Raw genomic sequence first — 18905 nt, forward strand, 5'->3', positions numbered from 1 at the left:
CGACGATCGAGCGCACCTGCCCATTCTTGAACGCTGGAACATCATGAATCGCTATCCCCTCTGGAAATACATACTGATCCTGGTGGCAGTAATGCTGGGCTTGTTGTACACCTCGCCCAACTACTTCGTCGACTCGCCGGCACTGCAGATCACCACCGGCAAGGCCACCGTCCGGGTCAACAGCGACACCGTCACCCAGGTGGCCGACACGCTCAAGCGCGACGGCGTGCCTGCCGAACAGGTCAGCCTGGAAGGCGCCGGCGACACCAGCGCGGTGCTGGCCCGCTTCAACAGCACCGACGCCCAGTTCAAGGCCAAGCTGGCGCTCGAGCGTGACCTCAACCGCGACCAGGCCGACCCCGACTACACCGTGACCGTCAACCTGGTCAAGAACACCCCGGTCTGGATGCAGAAGCTGGGCGCCAAGGCGATGAACCTCGGCCTCGACCTGCGCGGCGGCGTGCACTTCCTGCTGCAGGTGGACGGCAAGGCGGTCCAGGAAACCCGCATCAAGGGTATCCAGGCCGCGGCCCGTTCCCAGCTGCGCGACCAGAACGTGCGCCACGCCGGCATCGACCGCGTCGGCAACAACATCGAGATCAAGTTCCGCGACGCCGATACCCGCGCCAAAGCGCGCAGCGTGCTGGCCAACCAGAACAGCGACCTGGTGTTCACCGAAGCCGCCGACGGCACCGACCTGAAACTGCTCGTCACCATGAAGCCGGACGCGCTGCAGCGCGTGGTGGAAGAGGGCGTCAAGCAGAACATCTCGACCCTGTCCAAGCGTATCAACGAGTTGGGCGTGTCCGAGCCGGTGATTCAGCAGCAGGGCAAGGACCGTATCATCGTGCAATTGCCGGGCGTGCAGGACGTGGCCCATGCGAAGGACATCATCGGCCGCACCGCGACCCTGGAATTCCGCATGGTCGACGATTCGATCACCCCGGGTACCGAACTTTCCGCCGCCATCCCGCTGAACTCGGAACTGTTCAAGGACGGCCCGGCCGCACCGGTCGTCGTGTACAAGGACGTGGTGCTGACCGGCGACTACATCGCCAGCGCCAGCGCCAGCTTCGACGAAAACCAGCGTCCCGCCATCAGCATCGACCTGAACGGCGACGGCGGCCGCAAGATGCGCGAAGCGACCCGCCCGCGCGTCGGCAAGCGCATGGCCGTGCTGCTGAAGGAAAAGAACAAGTACATCGTGCTGCAGGCACCGAACATCCAGGAAGAACTGGGTTCGCGCTTCCGCATCACCGGCCTGGAATCGCCGCAGAAGGCGGCCGAAACCGCGCTGCTGCTGCGCGCCGGCGCTCTGTCGGCACCGATGGAATTCGTCGAGGAACGCGTGGTCGGCCCGCAACTGGGCGCCGAGAACATCTCCAAGGGCCTGCATTCGACCCTGTGGGGCTTTGTCGCCATCGCGATCTTCATGATCATCTACTACCAGCTGTTCGGTTTCTTCAGCGTGATCGCGCTGGCCTGCAACCTGCTGTTCCTTCTGGCCCTGCTGTCGATGCTGCAGGCAACGCTGACCCTGCCGGGTATCGCGGCAATCGCGCTGGCACTGGGTATGGCGATCGACGCCAACGTGCTGATCAACGAGCGTATTCGTGAAGAGCTGCGTGCGGGTAATACCCCGCAGGCGGCGATCGCGGCCGGCTTCGAGCACGCCTGGGCCACCATCCTGGACTCGAACGTCACCACACTGATCGTCGGCCTGGCACTGCTGGTGTTCGGCTCGGGCGCGGTGCGCGGCTTCGCGGTCGTCCACTGCCTGGGTATCCTGACCTCGATGTTCTCGGCAGTGTTCCTGTCGCGCGGCGTGGTCAACCTGTGGTACGGCCGCCGCGGTAAGAAACTGGGCAAGCTGGCAATCGGTACCGTGTGGAGCGCTGGTTCTGGCAACAGCGCCACCGCCACCGCAGGGACTGGCACCAGCGCCGGCACCAAGCCGGTCGTGAAGAAATAAGGTAAGCGAGAGCAATCATGGAATTTTTCAAGATCAAGCGGGACATCCCGTTCATGCGCCACGCGTTGATTTTCAACGTGATTTCGGCGCTGACCTTCGTCGCGGCGGTGTTCTTCCTGCTGACCAAGAACCTGAACTACTCGGTGGAGTTCACCGGCGGCACCACGATGGAGCTGCGCTATAACCACGCGGCCAATCAGGACAAGATCCGCCACACCCTGGAACAGCTGCACTACGAGCCGGTGGTGACCAGCTTCGGCACCGCCAGCGATATCATGCTGCGTTTGCCGCCGGCCAAGAACACCACCAGTGTGGCGCCATCGGCAACCGTATTCAACGCCCTGTGCGCATCGGAAAGCGGCACCCCGAAGCAGATCCAGGAAACCACCGACAAGGGTGAAAACATCACCCGCACCAGCTGCGTCAACGCGGCCGGCGCCGAAGTCGTGAAACTGCAGCGCGTGGATTCGGTCGGTTCCCAGGTCGGCGACGAGCTGGCCCAGAATGGCCTGAACGCGCTGATCATGGTGGTGGTGGGCGTGATGATCTACCTGGCCGTGCGCTTCGAGTGGAAGTTCGCGGTGGCGGCGATCATCGCCAACCTGCACGACGTGGTGATCATCCTCGGCTTCTTCGCCTTCTTCCAATGGGAATTCTCGCTGACCGTGCTGGCGGCGATCCTGGCGGTGCTGGGCTATTCCGTCAACGAATCGGTCGTGATCTTCGACCGGATCCGCGAAACCTTCCGCAAGCAGCGCAAGATGAGCGTGACCGAGGTCATCGACCACGCGATCACCAGCACCATTTCGCGTACCATCATCACCCACGGCTGTACCGAGATGATGGTGCTGTCGATGCTGTTCTTCGGCGGCCAGGCACTGCACTTCTTCGCCGTCGCGCTGACCATCGGCATTTTGTTCGGTATCTACTCGTCGGTGTTCGTGGCGGCGGCCATCGCCATGTGGCTGGGCGTGAAGCGCGAAGACCTGATCAAGCCGGTCAAGGAACGCGACGAAACCGACGGCGCCGTCGTGTAAGCGATACGCTCCGGTTTGCGCCACATGAAAACGCCACGCTAGTCGTGGCGTTTTTTATTGTTGCCATGGTATGGCGTGCTTTGTAAATGCCTGTCGGAAAAACTTACATCGTATTCCGACCGCATATTTAATCTGTTGATTCCTAAAAGAATTTACTGGCGGCATATTTCTTGCATCAATAAATTTTTCGCTATAACAACTAGGGATTCCAGATGAAAACGCTTTTGCAGGCAGCATGTGCCGCAAGCCTTGGCCTGATCGCCTCCGTGCCGGCACACGCCAGCCTGTACACCACGTCGTATGGGACCCAGCTGGAGACGCTCAGCAACTGCGATGATTGCGCCAGCGACGCCTTGCGTTTTTCGGGTACGGGCCAGTCGATCAACTTTTTCGGCAAAAACTACAATTCGCTGTACGTCGGCTCGAACGGGTATGTCACCTTCGGGACGCAGCGTACCAGCTTTACGCCGGCGCCACTGGATACCCAGACCCTGGCCCCGATGATCGCTGCCTTGTACTCCGACCTGGATACACGGGGCGACGATGCATCGAACATCTATGTCAATGCGGCGAACCCGGGAGAGCTGGTCATCACCTGGGAAAAGGTCGGCATTTTCTCGGTCAACTACAGCCAGCGCAACACGTTCCAGATCGTCGTGCGTTCCGACCAGTTCAGCGTCCCGGCCGGCAGCGGACAGATCGGTGTGTACTACGGCGATATAGGCTCCACCGCGATGGTAGCGGCCGGCTTCGGCGATGGCCTGGAAAGCGTGAACGCGGGCGAGAAATCGTTTGCCTACAACGTGCCCGGCACCACGCTGAGCAACAGCCCGCCGCAGTTCTTCAACCTGAATAACGGCATCCCGGTGGAAGTGCCGGAGCCTGCCAGTATCGCCCTGCTGGGGCTCGGCCTCGCAGGCTGCATTGCGGCACGCCGCCGTAAAACCGCTTGAACGAGAACAAAGATCTTTTTTGTGTGAAATGACGCACAGAGACGTGCTCGAGCGTGTTTTAACATTGGCTCGTCTCTTTCAGGACATCCCTAGTTTTGGACTTCACCCGTTCCGTTATCGGAGCGGGTTTTTTTTTGTCCAGCTTGTTTGGTAACTTATTGCCGCCTTCTTGCTCCAGATATGACTTTTACGCGCTGGATCAAACAAACGTCAAAAAATTTAACAAGTGTGAGGCAGCGCACAGAGCGTGTCTATTAGCGGAACTAATATGGACTCGTCTCTTTCAGGACATCCCTAGTTTTGGACTTTACCCGCTTCCGTAGCGGGTTTTTTTTGCCCGTCAGGACAGGGCGGCGCTCAGGCCGCGCACTTCCTCTGCCGATTCTTCGAGGATCCGGGCCAGCGTGCCTTCACCCACCGTGAAATCGATGGTGGCGGCACTGCGCAGGCCGGCCATACCGGGGCGCTCCAGCAGCGGCGACGGTACCGGGCATAGGTCGTTGGCCAGCAGCAGCGTGTCGCCCAGGGTCTCCGGCGGCAGCGCGCGCATGCCGTTCCACAGCGCTTCGATCGCGCCCATCACCGGCGCCGGCACACCCAGCTTGAGCAGCACGCCGCGTCCGATCTCGACTTCGCCATGCTCGATCCAATCGTCGGCGCCGCCTTCCAGCAGGCCGGGGAACTCGGCCGCGCGCGACAGCACGTAAAAGCCGCCGACTTCATGCACGATGCCGGCGAACATCGCCGTTTCCGGATCGACGTTGGAGACGCGCTTGGCGATCACCTGGGACAGGGCGGCGACTTGGGCCGAGTGCTGCCACAGCTGGTCGGCCTTGGCGCGCAGGCCGGCGTCGGTGATGCCGCTGGCGAGCTGGCGCACGATCACCGCCGCCGCCAGCGCGCCGAGGGTGCGGAAACCGACCCGCTGCACGGCGGCGCGCACGTTGGTCACGTCCTGGCCGCTGCGGTTATAGGCGGCTGCATTCGCGATCGCGACCGTGCGCGCGGCCAGCAGCGGCTCGGTCTGCACAAGTCGTGCGGCGTCGTCGATATGGCAGTCGGGGTCATTGAGCGCGTGCTGCAGCTTGAGCGTGGCAGCGACGTTCGTGGGGAAGCTGAGGTCACCGCGTGCGACCTGGGCAGCGATGCTCTTGAGGGCGTCGGTTGTGTCCATTGGAAAATTATACCGCCAATAAACAGCTGGGTTTGCCGGGAAATGCGGGGAAGATGCTAGGGCAGCGGGGCGGGGCCGCCCGGCTGCCGTACGATTATGATCTGGCTTATCTGGACATCAAGGTTCGCTGAAGATGGCGTCGCAGCCTTCCTTCGGCTCTTCGGTATCCTGCAGCTCGTCGACCAGGCCGAGGTCGAACAATTCCTCGACCGCGTTCATGAAGCTGTTCAGCTTGGTAGCGCCGATCAGGCGATAGATCTCGCCGGCTTCGTTGCGCACGCCGATCAGCATCTGTTCTTCGCGGACTTCATCGGGGGTGGCGACGTCGAGCAGCAGGTTGCCGATGATGTGCTTGTCGAAATGGGCCGGCTTTTTACCGTCGAGCAGGGCAGTTTTCACGGGGGTGTCCTTTGTTGTTCCTGAGGGGCAGCCGCTCCGGGTGACCTTGCATGGAGCGGCGATATGGCGGGATTATAGCCGCCCGCGGCAATCTTGCCTGCCGATCCATTTCTATCCCACCGTACCGGCTGACCGGGTACCATAGCCGATCTTGCAACCTGGCACCATCGCTCCAACCATGAACCAGCAGCTGCGCGGCATGTGCGCCCTCGTCATCGTCGTTCTCGTCTGGGGCACGACTTTCCCGGCCATGAAGGACCTGACCGCGACGTTTTCTCCGGTGTGGATCATCCTGGTCCGGTTTGCGCTGGCGACCTTGATTCTGTCACCTTTCCTGTGGCGTGCGCGACGCACGGACCTGCTATCCGGCGTGATACTCGGCTTGGTGTTGTTTTTCTGCTACCTGTTCCAGGTCGAAGGGCTGGCGCTGACCAGTTCCAACCGCAATGCCTTCATCACCGGCCTGAACGTACTCGTGGTGCCCCTGCTGGGCGTGCTCGGCGGACGCCTGCCCGAACGCCGCATCTTGCTCGCGCTGGTGCTGGCGCTGGCCGGCCTGGCGGCGCTGTGCTGGGACGACGGCGCCTGGGGCAGCGGCGACACCCTCGCGCTGCTGGGCGCGGTCTGCTTCGGCATCTACGTGAAAGTGATGGAAATCCGCACGCGCCTGGCGCTGCGCCTGATGAGCGTGACCGCGGCCCAGATCGCCACCGTCGCCGTCTGCGCCGCGCTGTGGCTGCTGGCGCGCGAGGTGCCGGTGGGCCTGGGCGCGGCCGGGGACGGTGCCAACTACTGGCAATCGATTGGCAGCCAGCTGGCGCAGTACTGGCCGAATTTCGCCTATCTCGGCGTGGTCTGCACCGCGGCCATCATCTCGATGCAGGCCTGGGGCCAGGCGCGCACGGGCGCCAACGAAGCGGCCGTGATCTATGCCTTCGAGCCGGGTGCCGCCGCCTTTTTCGGCTTTTTCTGGCTGGGTGAGGCGATAACCGGACGCAGCTGGCTGGGAGCAGCACTATTGATCTCCGGTATGATAGTCAGCCAATGGAATACCGAAGGCCGGCCTGCCGCCGCGCTCGCCCCTGAGTAATGTGTTTTAGCCACGTCAATGCAGCACGCTGAACTGTCCCGCCTGGCGCAGGAGACACCGCTGCGCGTGCTGCTGGTGAACGCCGGCGAACCCGACTCGCTGACCTGGTCGGGCCTGATCCAGCCGCTGCGCCTGGCCGCCCGCCTGGTCGGACCGCAGCGCCTGCATGTCGACGTGCGCAGTCCCGACAAGTTCGCCGGCGAATCGCTGCGTCCCTGGCAACTGGTGCTGCTGGTCGCTGACGAAGCCGAAGCCGGCCTGCGCCCTGCCAACCTGCGCGCACTGGCCGAACGCTGCCGCAGCGCACCGTGCTGGGGCGGCGTCGGCGCCGGCGTGCTGTGGCTGGCCGAAACGGGCGTGCTGAACGGCGCGCGCACGGCGCTGCCGTGGTCGCTGTACCCGGATGCCGACGCCATCGCCGACCAGTCGACCTTCAGCCCGCACCTGTTCGAGATCGACGGCGCGCGCCTGACCTGCTGCGGCGGCGCCGCCAGCCTCGACTTCGCCCTGACCCTGGTCGACATCCTGTTCGGCGCCACGGTCCAGGCCCAGGTGAAGGAAATCCTGTGCGTCGACCGCGTGCGCGGCGCCGAAGAGCGCCAGCGGGTAGCCTTGCAGGCGCGTTTCGGCACGCTGCAGCCGAAGCTGACCGAGGCCGTGACCTTGATGGAAGCGAATATCGAGGAACCGCTGTCGACCGACGAGATCGCGCAACTGGTCGGCATCTCGCGGCGCCAGCTGGAACGCCTGTTCAAGCAATACCTCGGCAGCTTGCCGTCGCGCTATTACCTCGAACTGCGCCTGCAACGCGCACGCCAATTGCTGCGCGACACCAACTCCTCGATCGTGCAGGTCGGCCTGATGTGCGGTTTCTCCTCTGGCTCGCATTTCTCGACCGCCTTCGGCGCCCTGTTCGGCAATACCCCGCGCGAAGAGCGCCAGCGCAAACTAAGCGAGTAAAGTCATATCTCAATTCGGGGTCAGAGCAGAATATTGTGCTCTGACCCCGAATCGGGCTTTGACCCGGTTTGTTGTCCGTCCAAAAATGAAAATGCCTGTCGCAGATTGGAAAGAACTGCAAGGATGGGCTTTCTATAATGGGACGCTCGGCGCGGCTGTTGTAGTTCGCGCGACTCTTTAATTGGATGAGGAACAACGTCATGAATGCCAAGCTCGATTCCGGTGTCACCACGCGGCCTGTCACGCGCCAGACTTTCGACGAGGTCCTCGTCCCGACCTACGCCCCGGCGGCGATGGTGCCGGTGCGCGCATCGGGCCTGGACGTGTGGGACCAGGAAGGCAAGCATTACCTCGACTTCACCTCCGGCATCGCCGTCTCCAGCCTGGGTCACTGCAACCCGGTCGTGGTGGAAGCGCTGACGCGCCAGGCCAACACGCTGTGGCACGTCGGTAACGGCTACACCAACGAACCGGTGCTGCGCCTGGCCTCGGCCCTGATCGACGCCACCTTCGCCGAACGCGCCTTCTTCGCCAACTCGGGCGCCGAAGCCAACGAAGCCGCCCTGAAACTGGCGCGCAAGTACGCCCACGGCAAGTTCGGCGCGCACAAGTCGCGCATCGTGTCGTGCTACGCATCCTTCCACGGCCGCACCCTGTTCACCGTCTCGGTGGGTGGCCAGTCGAAGTACACCGAAGGCTTCGAGCCGCTGCCCCCCAGCATCGACCACATCAACTACAACGACATCGAATCGGCGCGCGCCGCGATCACCGACGACGTCGCCGCCGTGATCGTCGAGCCGATCCAGGGCGAGGGTGGCGTGATCCCGGGCGATCCGGCCTTCCTGAAGGCGCTGCGCGAGCTGTGCGACCAGACCGGCGCCCTGCTGGTGTTCGACGAAGTGCAGTCCGGCGTGGGCCGCACCGGCACCTTCTACGATTACATGAACACCGGCGTGACCCCGGACATCCTGACCTCGGCCAAGGCGCTGGGCAACGGCTACCCGATCGGCGCCATGCTGACCACGGACGAGATCGCCCAGTACTTCGCTGTCGGTTCGCACGGCACCACCTACGGCGGCAACCCGCTGGCCACCACGGTGGCTCTGGCGGTGATCGAGCAGATCAACCAGCCGGCCTTCCTCGAGCGCGTGCGCACCGCGTCGGCCAAGGTGTTCGCCAACCTGGACAAGCTGGTCGCCGACTACCCGCAGCTGTTCGGCAAGGCTCGCGGCAAGGGCCTGCTGATCGGCCTGCCGATGGCCGACGCCCACAAGGGCCGTTCCAAGGACTACACCAAGGTCGCCGAGAAGCTCGGCCTGATGCTGCTGATCGCGGGTCCGGACGTGGTGCGCCTGGCGCCGTCGCTGATCGTGTCCGACGCCCAGATCGAGGAAGCCGACCGCATCATGCGCGCGGCCGCCGACGCTTTCCTGGCCGGCTGATAAGTCAATGAGCACAGCGAGTGCGCGGCTGGATGCATCCGGCCCCGCACTCCGCGCCAATCTCTTCAGCCTTCCGGGAGCCCCCATGTACCTTGTCCGTCCGGTCGAACCCGCGGATGCCGGCGCCCTCGAGGCCCTGCTCGCGGACTCCATGCCGGGAGTGCATACCCTGCCGCGCACGCGCGAGAAGATCGCGGCGCTGATCGAGCGCTCGTGCGCCTCGTTCGCGGCCCACGTCGACATTCCCAGCGAAGAAACCTACCTGTTCGTCCTCGAACACATCGAGAGCCATGAACTCGTCGGTACCGCCGCCATCCACGCCTCGGCCGGCTCCAACGGCACCTATTTCGCCTTCCGCAACGACGTGATCCAGCAGGTCTCGCGCGACCTGAACATCAGCCACAGCGTGCACGCGCTGACCCTGTGCTCGGAACTCACCGCGTATTCGCAGCTGTCCGGCTTCACCATCCGCCACCGCGACAGCGCCGGCCAGGAAGCGGCCCTGCTGTCGCGCGCCAGGCTGCTCTACGCGGTGCTGGCGCCGCACCGCTTCGGCGACCGTTTCTTCGTGCCGCTGGCCGGCGTCACCGACGACGAAGGCCAGTCGCCGTTCTGGGACGCCCTGGGGCGCAAGTTCTTCAAGATGGACTTCCTGGACGCCGAACGCACCATCGGCGGCGCCCGCAACCGCACCCTGATCGTCGAGCTGATGCCGCATTACCCGGTCTACGTGCCGCTGCTGCCCGGACCGGCGCAGGCGGCCATGGGCCAGATCCATCCGGACGGCGAACTGGCGTTCGACCTGCTCACCGAAGAAGGCTTCGAGGCCGACGAATACGTCGACATCTTCGATGGCGGCCCGATCCTGCAAGCCCACAAGAACGCGCTGCGCTCGTTTTCGGGCGCCATGGTGCGGCGCGTGGTGGCCCCGGCGCGCGGACCCGCCGCACCGGCCCAGCTGGACACGATGGTCACCTACGCCGTGGCCAGCAGCGAGCGCAACTTCCGCGCCATCGTCGTGCCCTGCGCGCCGGCCGAAAGCGTCGATGCCCTGTGCCTGCCGGCCTGGGCCCAGCAGGCGCTCGGCGTGGCGCCGGGCGACAACGTCATCTGCGTGCGTATCTGAAGGAACTCCAACCATGCTCGTAATACGCGCAATCACCCTGGACGACATCGACCCCCTGATCGAGATGGCGCGCCAGGTCGGCAGCGGGATGACTACCCTGAAGCCGGACCGTGCCATGCTGGGCGAACGCGTGAACATCGCGGTGGCCTCGTTCGCCCAGGCCATCCCGCCGGAAGAACGCGACTACATGTTCGTGATGGAAGACACCGCTGCCGGACGCCTGGCCGGCGTCTGTGCGATCAAGGCCGCGGTCGGCCTCACGGAGCCGTTCTACAACTACCGCATCGGCACCCTGGTGCACCACAGCCGCGAACTGAACGTGTTCACGCGCATGGACACGCTGTACCTGTCGAACGACCTCACCGGGTCGACCGAACTGTGCTCGCTGTTCCTGATGCCGGAATACCGCACCGGCTCGAACGGCAAGTGGCTGTCGAAAAGCCGCTTCCTGTTCATCGCCCAGTTCCAGCACCTGTTCACCGAAAAGATCATCGCCGAGATGCGCGGCTACCAGGCCGAGGACGGCACCTCGCCGTTCTACGAAGGCCTGGGCCGCCATTTCTTCAAGATGGATTTCAACCACGTCGACGGCCTGACCGCGATCGGCAAGAAGTCCTTCATCGCCGAGCTGATGCCGCGCCAGCCGCTGTACGTGGCCTACCTGCCGGACGACGCCCAGCAAGTCATCGGCCAGGTGCACCGCTCGACGCAGCCGGCGCGCAGGCTGCTGGAGCAGGAGGGCATGCACTACGAAGGCTACGTCGACATCTTCGATGCCGGCCCGGTGCTGCAGGGCCGCGTGACCGAGCTGCGCGCGGTGCGCGACAGCGTGCTGACCGTGGCCGACGAAGGCCAGCCCGCAGTTCAGTCCGACCGCGAGTGCGACGTGACGCTGGTCTCGAACACCCGCATCGACGATTTCCGCATGATCCTGACGCAAGCCTGCGCCGGCGGCACCCAGGTCGCCCTGTCGGCGCGCGAACTGCAACTGCTGCATTGCCAGGCGGGCGACCCGGTGCGCACGCTGTCACTCAATGTAAGGAAGAACGTACATGGCTAATCTGTCGAACTACATCAACGGCGAGTGGACCGAAGGGCGTGGTCCCGAACTGGTCACCGTCGATCCTTCCAGCGGCGTCCGCACCTGGACCAGCAACGCGTCGACTGAGGAAGACGTGGCGCGCGCCGTGCAGGCCGCGCACGACGCCTTCGAAGACTGGGCGCTGCGCCCGCTGCAGGAGCGCATCGCGATCTGCCAGCGCTTCCGCGACCTGCTGAAAGAGCACAACGAGGACCTGGCCGCGATCATCGCCGAGGAAGTCGGCAAGCCGCTGTGGGAAGCGCGCACCGAAGTCACCACCATGGCCAACAAGGTCGACATCTCGGTCCAGTCGCATGCGGCGCGCACCGGCGAAACGGCTAGCCGTGTCGCGGACGGCGACGCCGTGCTACGCCACCGTCCGCACGGCGTGTTCGCCGTGTTCGGCCCGTACAACTTCCCCGGCCACCTGCCGAACGGCCACATCGTGCCGGCCCTGATCGCCGGCAACACGCTGGTGTTCAAGCCCAGCGAATATGCGCCGCGCACGGCCATGCGCACGGTACAGTTGTGGATCGAGGCCGGCCTGCCGCCGGGCGTGCTGAACCTGGTCAACGGCGGCCGCGATACCGGTATCGCCCTGGGCCAGGCCGAGGTCGACGGCATCCTGTTCACCGGCAGCAGCCAGACCGGCGCCGCGCTGCATCGACAGTTCGGCGGCCAGCCGGGCAAGATGCTGGCGCTGGAAATGGGCGGCAACAACCCGCTGGTGGTGTGGGATCTCGGTGACAACGACAAGGATGTGGACGCCGCCGTGCACCACACCGTGATGTCGGCCTTCATCTCGGCCGGCCAGCGCTGCACCTGCGCGCGCCGCCTGGTTGTGCAGGACACGCCGGCAGGCCAGGCCTTCATCGAGCGCCTGGTCGAGGTGGCGGGCAAGCTGGCCGTCGGCCCGTCGAACGCCGATCCGCAGCCCTTCATGGGGCCGGTGGTCTCGAGCGCAGTGGCCGCGCGCCTGGTCGACGCGCAGTCGATGATGGAAGAGAAGGGCGGCAAGGTCCTGCTGCGCATGCGCCAGCCGGATCCGAACGCCGGCTTCGTCAGCGCAGGCATCGTCGACGTCACCGACGCGCAAGGCATCCCCGACGAAGAGTGGTTCGGGCCGCTGCTGCAGGTGATCCGCGTGAGCGACTTCGACGCCGCCATCCGCGCCGCCAACGCTACCCAGTTCGGCCTGGCCGCGGCGTTGCTGTCGCCGTCCGAAGACCTGTGGAAGCGCTTCGCCGTCAAGGCGCGTGCCGGCGTGGTCAACTGGAACCGCCCGACCACCGGCGCGGCCAGCTCGGCCCCGTTCGGCGGCGTCGGCAAGTCGGGCAACCACCGCCCGAGCGCCTACTATGCCGCCGATTACTGCGCCTACCCGGTCGCCTCGATCGAAAACGCCGCGCTCGAGATGCCGGCCAAACTTTCCCCGGGACTCAGCTTCTAATGTACAACGCCCGCGAATTCAACTTCGACGGCCTGGTCGGCCCGTCGCACAACTATGCCGGCCTCTCGTTCGGCAACGTCGCCTCCTTCAACAACGTCAAGAGCGCGTCGAATCCGCGCCAGGCCGCCCTGCAGGGGCTGGCCAAGATGCGGGCACTGGCCGCGCGCGGCTTCGCCCAGGCGGTGCTGCCGCCGCAAGTGCGCCCGAACTTCCGCCTGCTGCGCCAGCTCGGCTTTTCCGGGACGGACGCCGACGTGCTGGCCCATGCCTGGCGCGAAGCGCCGGTGATCCTGGCCTGCGCCTATTCGGCCTCGCCGATGTGGACCGCCAACGCCGCCACCGTCAGCCCCTCCGCCGACAGCGCGGACGGCCGCGTGCATTTCACCGCCGCCAACCTGAACAACAAGCTGCACCGCGCCGAGGAACACATCCAGTCGACCCGTACCCTGCGCGCGCTGTTCGCCGATCCGGAGCGCTTCGTGGTGCACGATCCGCTGCCTTCCACTCCCGCCTTCGGCGACGAGGGGGCAGCCAACCACACACGCTTTGCCAGCGCCCACGGCGCCGCCGGCGTCGAGTTCTTCGTGTATGGCCGCGTCGAGTTCGATCCCTCCGCACCGAGTCCGAAAAAATACCCGGCGCGCCAGACCCTGGAAGCCTCGCAGGCGATCGCGCGCCTGCACGGCCTCGATCCGGCGCGCACCGTGTTCGCGGCGCAGAACCCGGACGTGGTCGACCAGGGCGTGTTCCACAACGACGTGATCGCGGTTGGCAACGGCAATGTGCTGTTCTACCACGAGCAGGCCTTCGCCGACGAAGCGGCCACGCTGGACGCCTTGCGCCGCGCGCTGGCGAATGTCGACAGCGACCTGCATGCGGTGCGGGTGGACAGCGGCGCGGTGCCGCTGGCCGACGCCGTGGCGAGCTACCTGTTCAACAGCCAGCTGCTGTCCAAGCCGGACGGCCGCATGGCGCTGGTAGTGCCGCATGAGTGCCGCGAGAACGCCAGCGTGGCGCGCTACCTGGACGGCCTGGTCGGCGGCGGCGCGACGTCGGGTCAAGGCCCGATCGACGAACTGATCGAATTCGACCTGCGCCAGAGCATGCGCAACGGCGGCGGGCCGGCCTGCCTGCGCCTGCGCGTCAGCCTGACCGACGCCGAGGCGGCCGCCATGCACCAGGGCGTGATCATGACCGAGGACCTGTATGCGCGCCTGGTGCCCTGGGTCGAGCGCCACTACCGCGACCGCCTCGAGCCGAAGGACCTGGCCGACCCGCAGCTGGCGCTGGAATGCGCGCAGGCGCTGGAGGCGCTGGAAGGCATCCTCGGCTTGCCGGGGCTGTACGACCTGGCCTAAGAGATTCAGCAGCACCGCCCCGGCAGCACGGGGGCATGTTTTAATTGGCATCTGGACGGGACAACCCCGCTCGAATAAAAGCCTGGCGACGCGCAGCCACAAGCCGCAGCGGCGCGGGTCTACACAATCGTAATGGAGATGTAAATGAACAAAGACATGCCGCAGGACCTGCGTACCCGTACGCTGGCCTTGGTTAACGAGAAAAATGCGGAGAACAAACCCGCAGGCGACGCCGGGCAGGTCGGCGCGCTGATCAGCGCCTGGCTCGGCGCCCTCGACGACGAGGACCTGGCCGGCGTCGCCCCCGACAGCCTGGCCGCCATCCTGCAGGATGGTTTCACCCAGGTGGCGCAGCGTACCGTGCCGGGTTGCCAGATCGCCCGGATGCGCTACACCGACGGGCGCTGCGGCATGTCGACCGCCCTGCTGATCCTGAACGAGGACATGCCCTACCTGGTCGATTCCTTCGTGATGGCGCTGCGCCGCCAGCGCGTGGTCGCCTCGGGCGTGATGAATGCCGTGCTGCCGGTGCGCCGCGATGCGAACGGCGCCGTCGCCACCGTCGGCGAAGCCGGCGCGCCGCTGGAATCCTACGTCCTGTGCCTGCTGGCCGAAGACCTGCCGGCGGACGAGCTGAACGCGCTGGTCGAGCGCCTGCAGATGGTGGCGCGCGACGCCGCCGTGGTGCACCGCGACGCCGTCGCCATGCGCGACCGCATGACCGCCGTGGCCGCCGCGAGCGACCAGGGCACGCCCTCGGGCCAGGAAGTCGCCGCCTTCCTGGAATGGGCCAAGAACGAAGGCTTCGAGCCCTTCGGCTATGCCTATTACTTCGTCAAGCCGGGTGTGCGCGAGCTGGAACGCGACATCCCGAGCCGCATCGGCGTGCTGCAGGATACGGCGCACCCGGTGTACGGCACCTGCCTGAAGAACATCCCGGGCGATTTCGAGATCCTGTCGCGCCGCGAAGAGACGCTGTCGATCGTCAAGGCCGACGTGGCCGGCACCCTGCACCGCGACCAGCCGCTCGACTTCATCGGCGTGCGCGCCACCGACACCCAGGGCAACACCGTCGGCGAGCACTGCTTCGTCGGCCTGTTCACCCGCGCCGCCACGGCGACCCCGCTGGCGCGCCTGCCGTTCGCACGCGGCCGCGTGGCCAAGGTGCTCCGCATCGCCGGCGTGCGCCAGGAAGGCTTCCGCGCCGAGAAATTCATCGAGATCCTGGAATCGCTGCCGCGCACCGAAGCGCTGGAAGCCGATCCGGAATGGCTGGCCCAGGTCTGCAGCGCCGTGGTCTCGCTGTACAAGCAGCCGCGTGCGAAAGTCTTCGCGCGGCGCGACGTGTATGCGCGCCACCTGAACGTGCTGGTCTACCTGCCGCGCGAGCGCTACAGCGCCGCCGTGGTGGCCGCCCTGGCGCAGGCGCTGAAGGACAGTTCGGGCGCGATCGACGTGCGCTCGCAGACCCTGGTGGCCGATGGCCCGCTGGCCCGTGTCTACCTGATCGCCCAGGCCGCGCGCAATCCGCTCGACCTCGAAACCGACATCCAGAAGCCGCTGCTGTCGGTGCTGGACGGCTGGCACGACCGCTACACGCTGCTGACCGAAGACATCGAAGACGTCCCGACCCGCAACGCGCTGCGCAAGATCATGCCGACGCTGCCGGTCAACTACGTCGCCTCGACCGATCCGGAAGTCGCCTTCCGCGACCTGTGCGCGCTGCTGAACAACGGCCAGCCGGACCACGTGTCGGTACGCATCGAGAGCCAGGCCGCCGGCGGTGCGTCGATCCGCCTGTACTCGACCGGCAGCGTGCCCTCGCTGTCGCGCATCCTGCCGGCGCTGCAGAACGCCGGCATCGCGATCGACCGCGAGCAGGCCTTCGCCATCACGACCAACGACGGCACGCGCCACTTCGTCACCAGCCTGATCGTCGATGCGGAATCCGCCGCCAAGCTGGCGCAGCCGGGCATCGCCGAGGTCGCCGAGGAACTGTTCGCGGCCCTGTTCAACGATTCGGCCGAAGACGGCCGCCTGAACGGCCTGGCCATCGAAGGCGGCCTGTCGCTGCGCGAAGTGCAGCTGGTCCGTGCCTATATCAGCTACTGGCGCCAGGCCGGCAGCAAGTTCTCGACCCGCTACATGGCCGAAACCCTGCGCCTGCGCGCCGGCCTGGTCAAGGGGCTGGTCGACGGCTTTACCCAGCGCTTCAACCCGGCCGCGAGCGCCGAGGAACGCGACGCCGCGGCCGGCAAGCTGGCCGAGCTGAAAGCCGGCCTGGCCGCGGTCAACCACGCCGATACCGAGGAAATCATGGCGGCACTGGTCGACCTCGTCATGGCGACGGTGCGCACCAACTACTTCCAGAATGACGGCGAAAAAATCATCTTCAAGTTCGACACCAGCAACCTGGCGCTGGTGCCGGAACCGCGTCCGTTCCGCGAGATCTACGTGTTCTCGCGCCGCTTCGAAGGCGTGCACCTGCGCGGCGGCCCGGTCGCCCGCGGCGGCCTGCGCTGGTCGGACCGCATGGAAGACTACCGCACCGAGGTGCTGGGCCTGGTGAAGGCGCAGATGGTCAAGAACGCGGTCATCGTGCCGGCCGGTTCCAAGGGCGGTTTCGTCTGCAAGCAGATGCCGAAGGATGCCGCCCGTGACGTGGTGGCGGCGGAAGGCGAAGCCGTCTACCGCCTGTTCATCGCCAGCCTGCTGGAAGTGACCGACAACCGCGTGCGCGGCGAGATCGTGCCGCCTGCCGACACCGTGCGCTATGACCAGGACGATCCGTACCTGGTGGTGGCGGCGGATAAAGGCACCGCGACCTTCTCCGACATCGCCAACAGCATCGCCGTCTCGCGCGGCTTCTGGCTGGGCGACGCCTTTGCCTCGGGCGGCTCCAACGGCTACGACCACAAGAAGATGGGCATCACGGCCAAGGGCGCCTTCGAAGCCGTCAAGCGCCACTTCTACGAGATGGGCCACGACATGAACACCACCCCGGTGACCATGGTCGGCGTGGGCGACATGTCGGGCGACGTATTCGGCAACGGCGTGCTGCTGTCGCGCCAATTGAAAGTGCTGGCGGCCTTCGACCACCGCCACATCTTCCTCGACCCGAATCCGGACGTCATCGTCTCGTTCAACGAACGCCAGCGCATGTTCGCGCTGCCGCGCTCGTCGTGGGAAGACTATAACAAGGACCTGATCTCGGAAGGCGGCGGCGTGTTCGCGAGGAGCAGCCGCCACATCGAGCTGTCGCCGCAGGTGCGCGCGGCCCTCGACATCGCGGAAACCAGCTTGAGCCCGGAAGCGCTGATGCACCGCATCCTGCTGGCGCCGGTCGACCTGTTCTACAACGGCGGCATCGGTACCTACATCAAGTCGTCGGGCGAGACCCATGCGCAGGTGAAGGACCGTGCCAACGACAACATCCGCGTCAGCGGCAACGAGCTGCGCGTGAAGGTCGTGGCCGAAGGCGGCAACCTGGGCGCGACCCAGGCCGGCCGCATCGAATTCGCCCTGGCCGGCGGCCGCATCTTCACCGATGCGATCGACAACTCGGCCGGCGTGGATTGCTCGGACCACGAAGTCAACGTCAAGATCTGGCTCGACACCGAAGTCAATGCCGGCCAGCTGCCGGAAGCGGACCGCAACCGCATCCTCACCGAAATGACCGGTGACATCGAGCACCTGGTCCTGCGCGACAACACGCTGCAGACCCACCTGCTGGTGCGCGAAGCCCAGGCCCAGGCCGGCGCCGCGGTGGTGGACGGCTATGCGGCCCTGATCGCCAGCCTGGAAGCCGAGGGTGCCGTCTCGCGCGAGCTGGAACAGCTGCCGAGCGAGACCGAGCTGGCCCGCCGCAAGGCACTCGGCCAGGGGCTCACCACGCCGGAACTGGCGGTGGTGATCGCCAACGTCAAGAACCGCTTCAAGCGCACCCTGGCGGCCCTGCCGCTGACGGAACAGCCATGGGCCGAGACCATCCTGCGCCCGTACTTCCCGAAACAGCTGGTCGCCACCCGCGACCCGCTGGCGCACCCGCTGGCCAACGCCATCCTGGCGACCGTGCTGGCCAACGAAGCGGTCAACCGCTGCGGTCCGCTGATGCTGCGCGACCTGGCGCTCGAGCACCGCATCGACGACACGGAAGTCGTAAAGGCCTGGGGCCAGGCCTGGGCCGCGCTGCACCTGGCGCCGGTGTTCGAGGCGCTCGACAACGACGCCCTGAACGTGCCGCGCGACGTCTCGCAGGCGGTCGACGCCCGCACCCGCGTGATGCTGCGCACCGTGATCGAAGGCGTGCTGTCGCTGCCGGCGGAGCAGGCCGGCGCCGGCGGCATGGACGAGCTGTCCAAGCTGTTCGCCACCCCGGAACAGCTGCGCCAGCTGGTCCCGGCCAAGCTGGATGCCGACAGCCATGCGGGCCTGCCGCCTTCGTTTGCGCAAGCCTGGAAGGCGGTCGACACGGTGGAGGCGCTGGCCGCCTTCCTGTTCGCCGCGGTCTCGGTGCAACGTCCGGACGGCCTGTCGCTGGCCGAGTTCCTGCACGTCGGCCTGCTGCTGCGCAGCGCCGCCGGACTCGATGTGCTGGAGCGCGGCCTGAAGCTGCCGGCCACCAGCAAGTCGCAGGAACAGCTGCGCAACTATGCGCTGCAAGCCCTGCGCCGCACCCAGCAGCGCATGCTGCTGCAGGTGCTGGAGCGGGCCAAGCAGGGCGGCGACATGGAGGCTGCGGTGCACGAGCTGACCGGGGCGATGGGCCTGGGCGGCCAGGCACAGCCGACCGACCTGGAACAGGCGATGCTGGACGTCTGGTCGCTGTCGGAAGGCAGCAGCCCGGAACGGCTGGCGGCGTAA

13 protein-coding genes are annotated in these 18905 nt (G+C 65.9%); 11 read left to right on the forward strand and 2 right to left on the reverse strand.

Annotated elements, in window-relative coordinates:
- The first annotated feature begins 43 nt into the window (after positions 1-43).
- The 3 genes from secD to U1H99_RS00245 all read left to right on the forward strand — a co-directional run bounded on the left by secD (position 44) and on the right by U1H99_RS00245 (position 3962).
- Positions 44-1972 (forward strand): protein translocase subunit SecD, encoded by a 1929-nt coding sequence (gene secD, locus U1H99_RS00235; RefSeq protein WP_323139786.1) that lies wholly within the window; start codon positions 44-46, stop codon positions 1970-1972.
- A gap of 17 nt (positions 1973-1989) precedes the next feature.
- Positions 1990-3009: a protein translocase subunit SecF gene (secF, locus tag U1H99_RS00240; RefSeq protein ID WP_323139787.1), complete on the forward strand. Its 1020-nt coding sequence runs from the start codon at positions 1990-1992 to the stop codon at positions 3007-3009.
- Between the two features lie 212 nt (positions 3010-3221).
- A complete protein-coding gene (locus U1H99_RS00245) occupies positions 3222-3962 on the forward strand; it encodes a nidogen-like domain-containing protein (RefSeq protein ID WP_323139788.1) in 741 nt (246 codons plus the stop codon).
- 340 nt (positions 3963-4302) lie between these two features.
- Here U1H99_RS00245 and U1H99_RS00250 read toward each other — a convergent pair whose 3' ends face one another.
- Complete coding sequence (locus tag U1H99_RS00250; protein WP_323139789.1) at positions 4303-5136, reverse strand: HDOD domain-containing protein; 834 nt, start codon at positions 5134-5136, stop codon at positions 4303-4305.
- A gap of 117 nt (positions 5137-5253) precedes the next feature.
- Positions 5254-5535 carry a hypothetical protein gene (locus U1H99_RS00255; protein ID WP_141831183.1) on the reverse strand — a complete coding sequence of 94 codons (282 nt, stop codon included), beginning with the start codon at positions 5533-5535 and terminating at the stop codon, positions 5254-5256.
- A gap of 178 nt (positions 5536-5713) precedes the next feature.
- Here U1H99_RS00255 and U1H99_RS00260 point away from each other — a divergent pair, with 178 nt between their 5' ends.
- From U1H99_RS00260 to U1H99_RS00295, 8 genes are all read left to right on the forward strand, one after another.
- Positions 5714-6625, forward strand: coding sequence for a DMT family transporter (locus U1H99_RS00260; RefSeq protein WP_323139790.1), 912 nt, complete (start codon positions 5714-5716; stop codon positions 6623-6625).
- 18 nt (positions 6626-6643) lie between these two features.
- Positions 6644-7585, forward strand: a complete 942-nt coding sequence (locus U1H99_RS00265; protein ID WP_323139791.1) for a GlxA family transcriptional regulator — start codon at positions 6644-6646, stop codon at positions 7583-7585.
- Between the two features lie 200 nt (positions 7586-7785).
- On the forward strand, positions 7786-9027 hold the full coding sequence (locus U1H99_RS00270; RefSeq protein ID WP_323139792.1) for an acetylornithine/succinyldiaminopimelate transaminase: 1242 nt from the start codon (positions 7786-7788) through the stop codon (positions 9025-9027).
- A gap of 85 nt (positions 9028-9112) precedes the next feature.
- Positions 9113-10153, forward strand: coding sequence for an arginine N-succinyltransferase (gene astA, locus U1H99_RS00275; RefSeq protein ID WP_323139793.1), 1041 nt, complete (start codon positions 9113-9115; stop codon positions 10151-10153).
- Positions 10154-10166: 13 nt separating this feature from the next.
- Positions 10167-11213: an arginine N-succinyltransferase gene (gene astA / locus U1H99_RS00280; protein ID WP_323139794.1), complete on the forward strand. Its 1047-nt coding sequence runs from the start codon at positions 10167-10169 to the stop codon at positions 11211-11213.
- Entirely contained in the window at positions 11206-12684 is a 1479-nt protein-coding gene (gene astD, locus U1H99_RS00285; RefSeq protein WP_323139795.1) for a succinylglutamate-semialdehyde dehydrogenase, read from the forward strand. Before astA (U1H99_RS00280) ends, astD begins: the two co-directional genes overlap by 8 nt.
- A complete protein-coding gene (gene astB / locus U1H99_RS00290) occupies positions 12684-14042 on the forward strand; it encodes an N-succinylarginine dihydrolase (RefSeq protein WP_323139796.1) in 1359 nt (452 codons plus the stop codon). The genes astD and astB overlap by 1 nt, the downstream gene beginning before the upstream one ends.
- Before the next feature lie 144 nt (positions 14043-14186).
- Positions 14187-18905, forward strand: coding sequence for an NAD-glutamate dehydrogenase domain-containing protein (locus U1H99_RS00295; protein ID WP_323139797.1), 4719 nt, complete (start codon positions 14187-14189; stop codon positions 18903-18905).

The sequence above is a fragment of the Massilia phyllosphaerae genome (assembly GCF_034659755.1).
GTDB lineage: Bacteria > Pseudomonadota > Gammaproteobacteria > Burkholderiales > Burkholderiaceae_D > Telluria > Telluria phyllosphaerae.

Excerpts from the sequence above, each read along its gene's own strand:
- secD (WP_323139786.1), top strand. The coding sequence starts at position 44 with ATGAATCGCTATCCCCTCTGGAAATACATACTGATCCTGGTGGCAGTA.
- secF (WP_323139787.1), top strand. The coding sequence starts at position 1,990 with ATGGAATTTTTCAAGATCAAGCGGGACATCCCGTTCATGCGCCACGCG.
- U1H99_RS00245 (WP_323139788.1), top strand. The coding sequence starts at position 3,222 with ATGAAAACGCTTTTGCAGGCAGCATGTGCCGCAAGCCTTGGCCTGATC.
- U1H99_RS00250 (WP_323139789.1), bottom strand. The coding sequence starts at position 5,136 with ATGGACACAACCGACGCCCTCAAGAGCATCGCTGCCCAGGTCGCACGC.
- U1H99_RS00260 (WP_323139790.1), top strand. The coding sequence starts at position 5,714 with ATGAACCAGCAGCTGCGCGGCATGTGCGCCCTCGTCATCGTCGTTCTC.
- U1H99_RS00265 (WP_323139791.1), top strand. The coding sequence starts at position 6,644 with ATGCAGCACGCTGAACTGTCCCGCCTGGCGCAGGAGACACCGCTGCGC.
- U1H99_RS00270 (WP_323139792.1), top strand. The coding sequence starts at position 7,786 with ATGAATGCCAAGCTCGATTCCGGTGTCACCACGCGGCCTGTCACGCGC.
- astA (WP_323139793.1), top strand. The coding sequence starts at position 9,113 with ATGTACCTTGTCCGTCCGGTCGAACCCGCGGATGCCGGCGCCCTCGAG.
- astA (WP_323139794.1), top strand. The coding sequence starts at position 10,167 with ATGCTCGTAATACGCGCAATCACCCTGGACGACATCGACCCCCTGATC.
- astD (WP_323139795.1), top strand. The coding sequence starts at position 11,206 with ATGGCTAATCTGTCGAACTACATCAACGGCGAGTGGACCGAAGGGCGT.
- astB (WP_323139796.1), top strand. The coding sequence starts at position 12,684 with ATGTACAACGCCCGCGAATTCAACTTCGACGGCCTGGTCGGCCCGTCG.
- U1H99_RS00295 (WP_323139797.1), top strand. The coding sequence starts at position 14,187 with ATGAACAAAGACATGCCGCAGGACCTGCGTACCCGTACGCTGGCCTTG.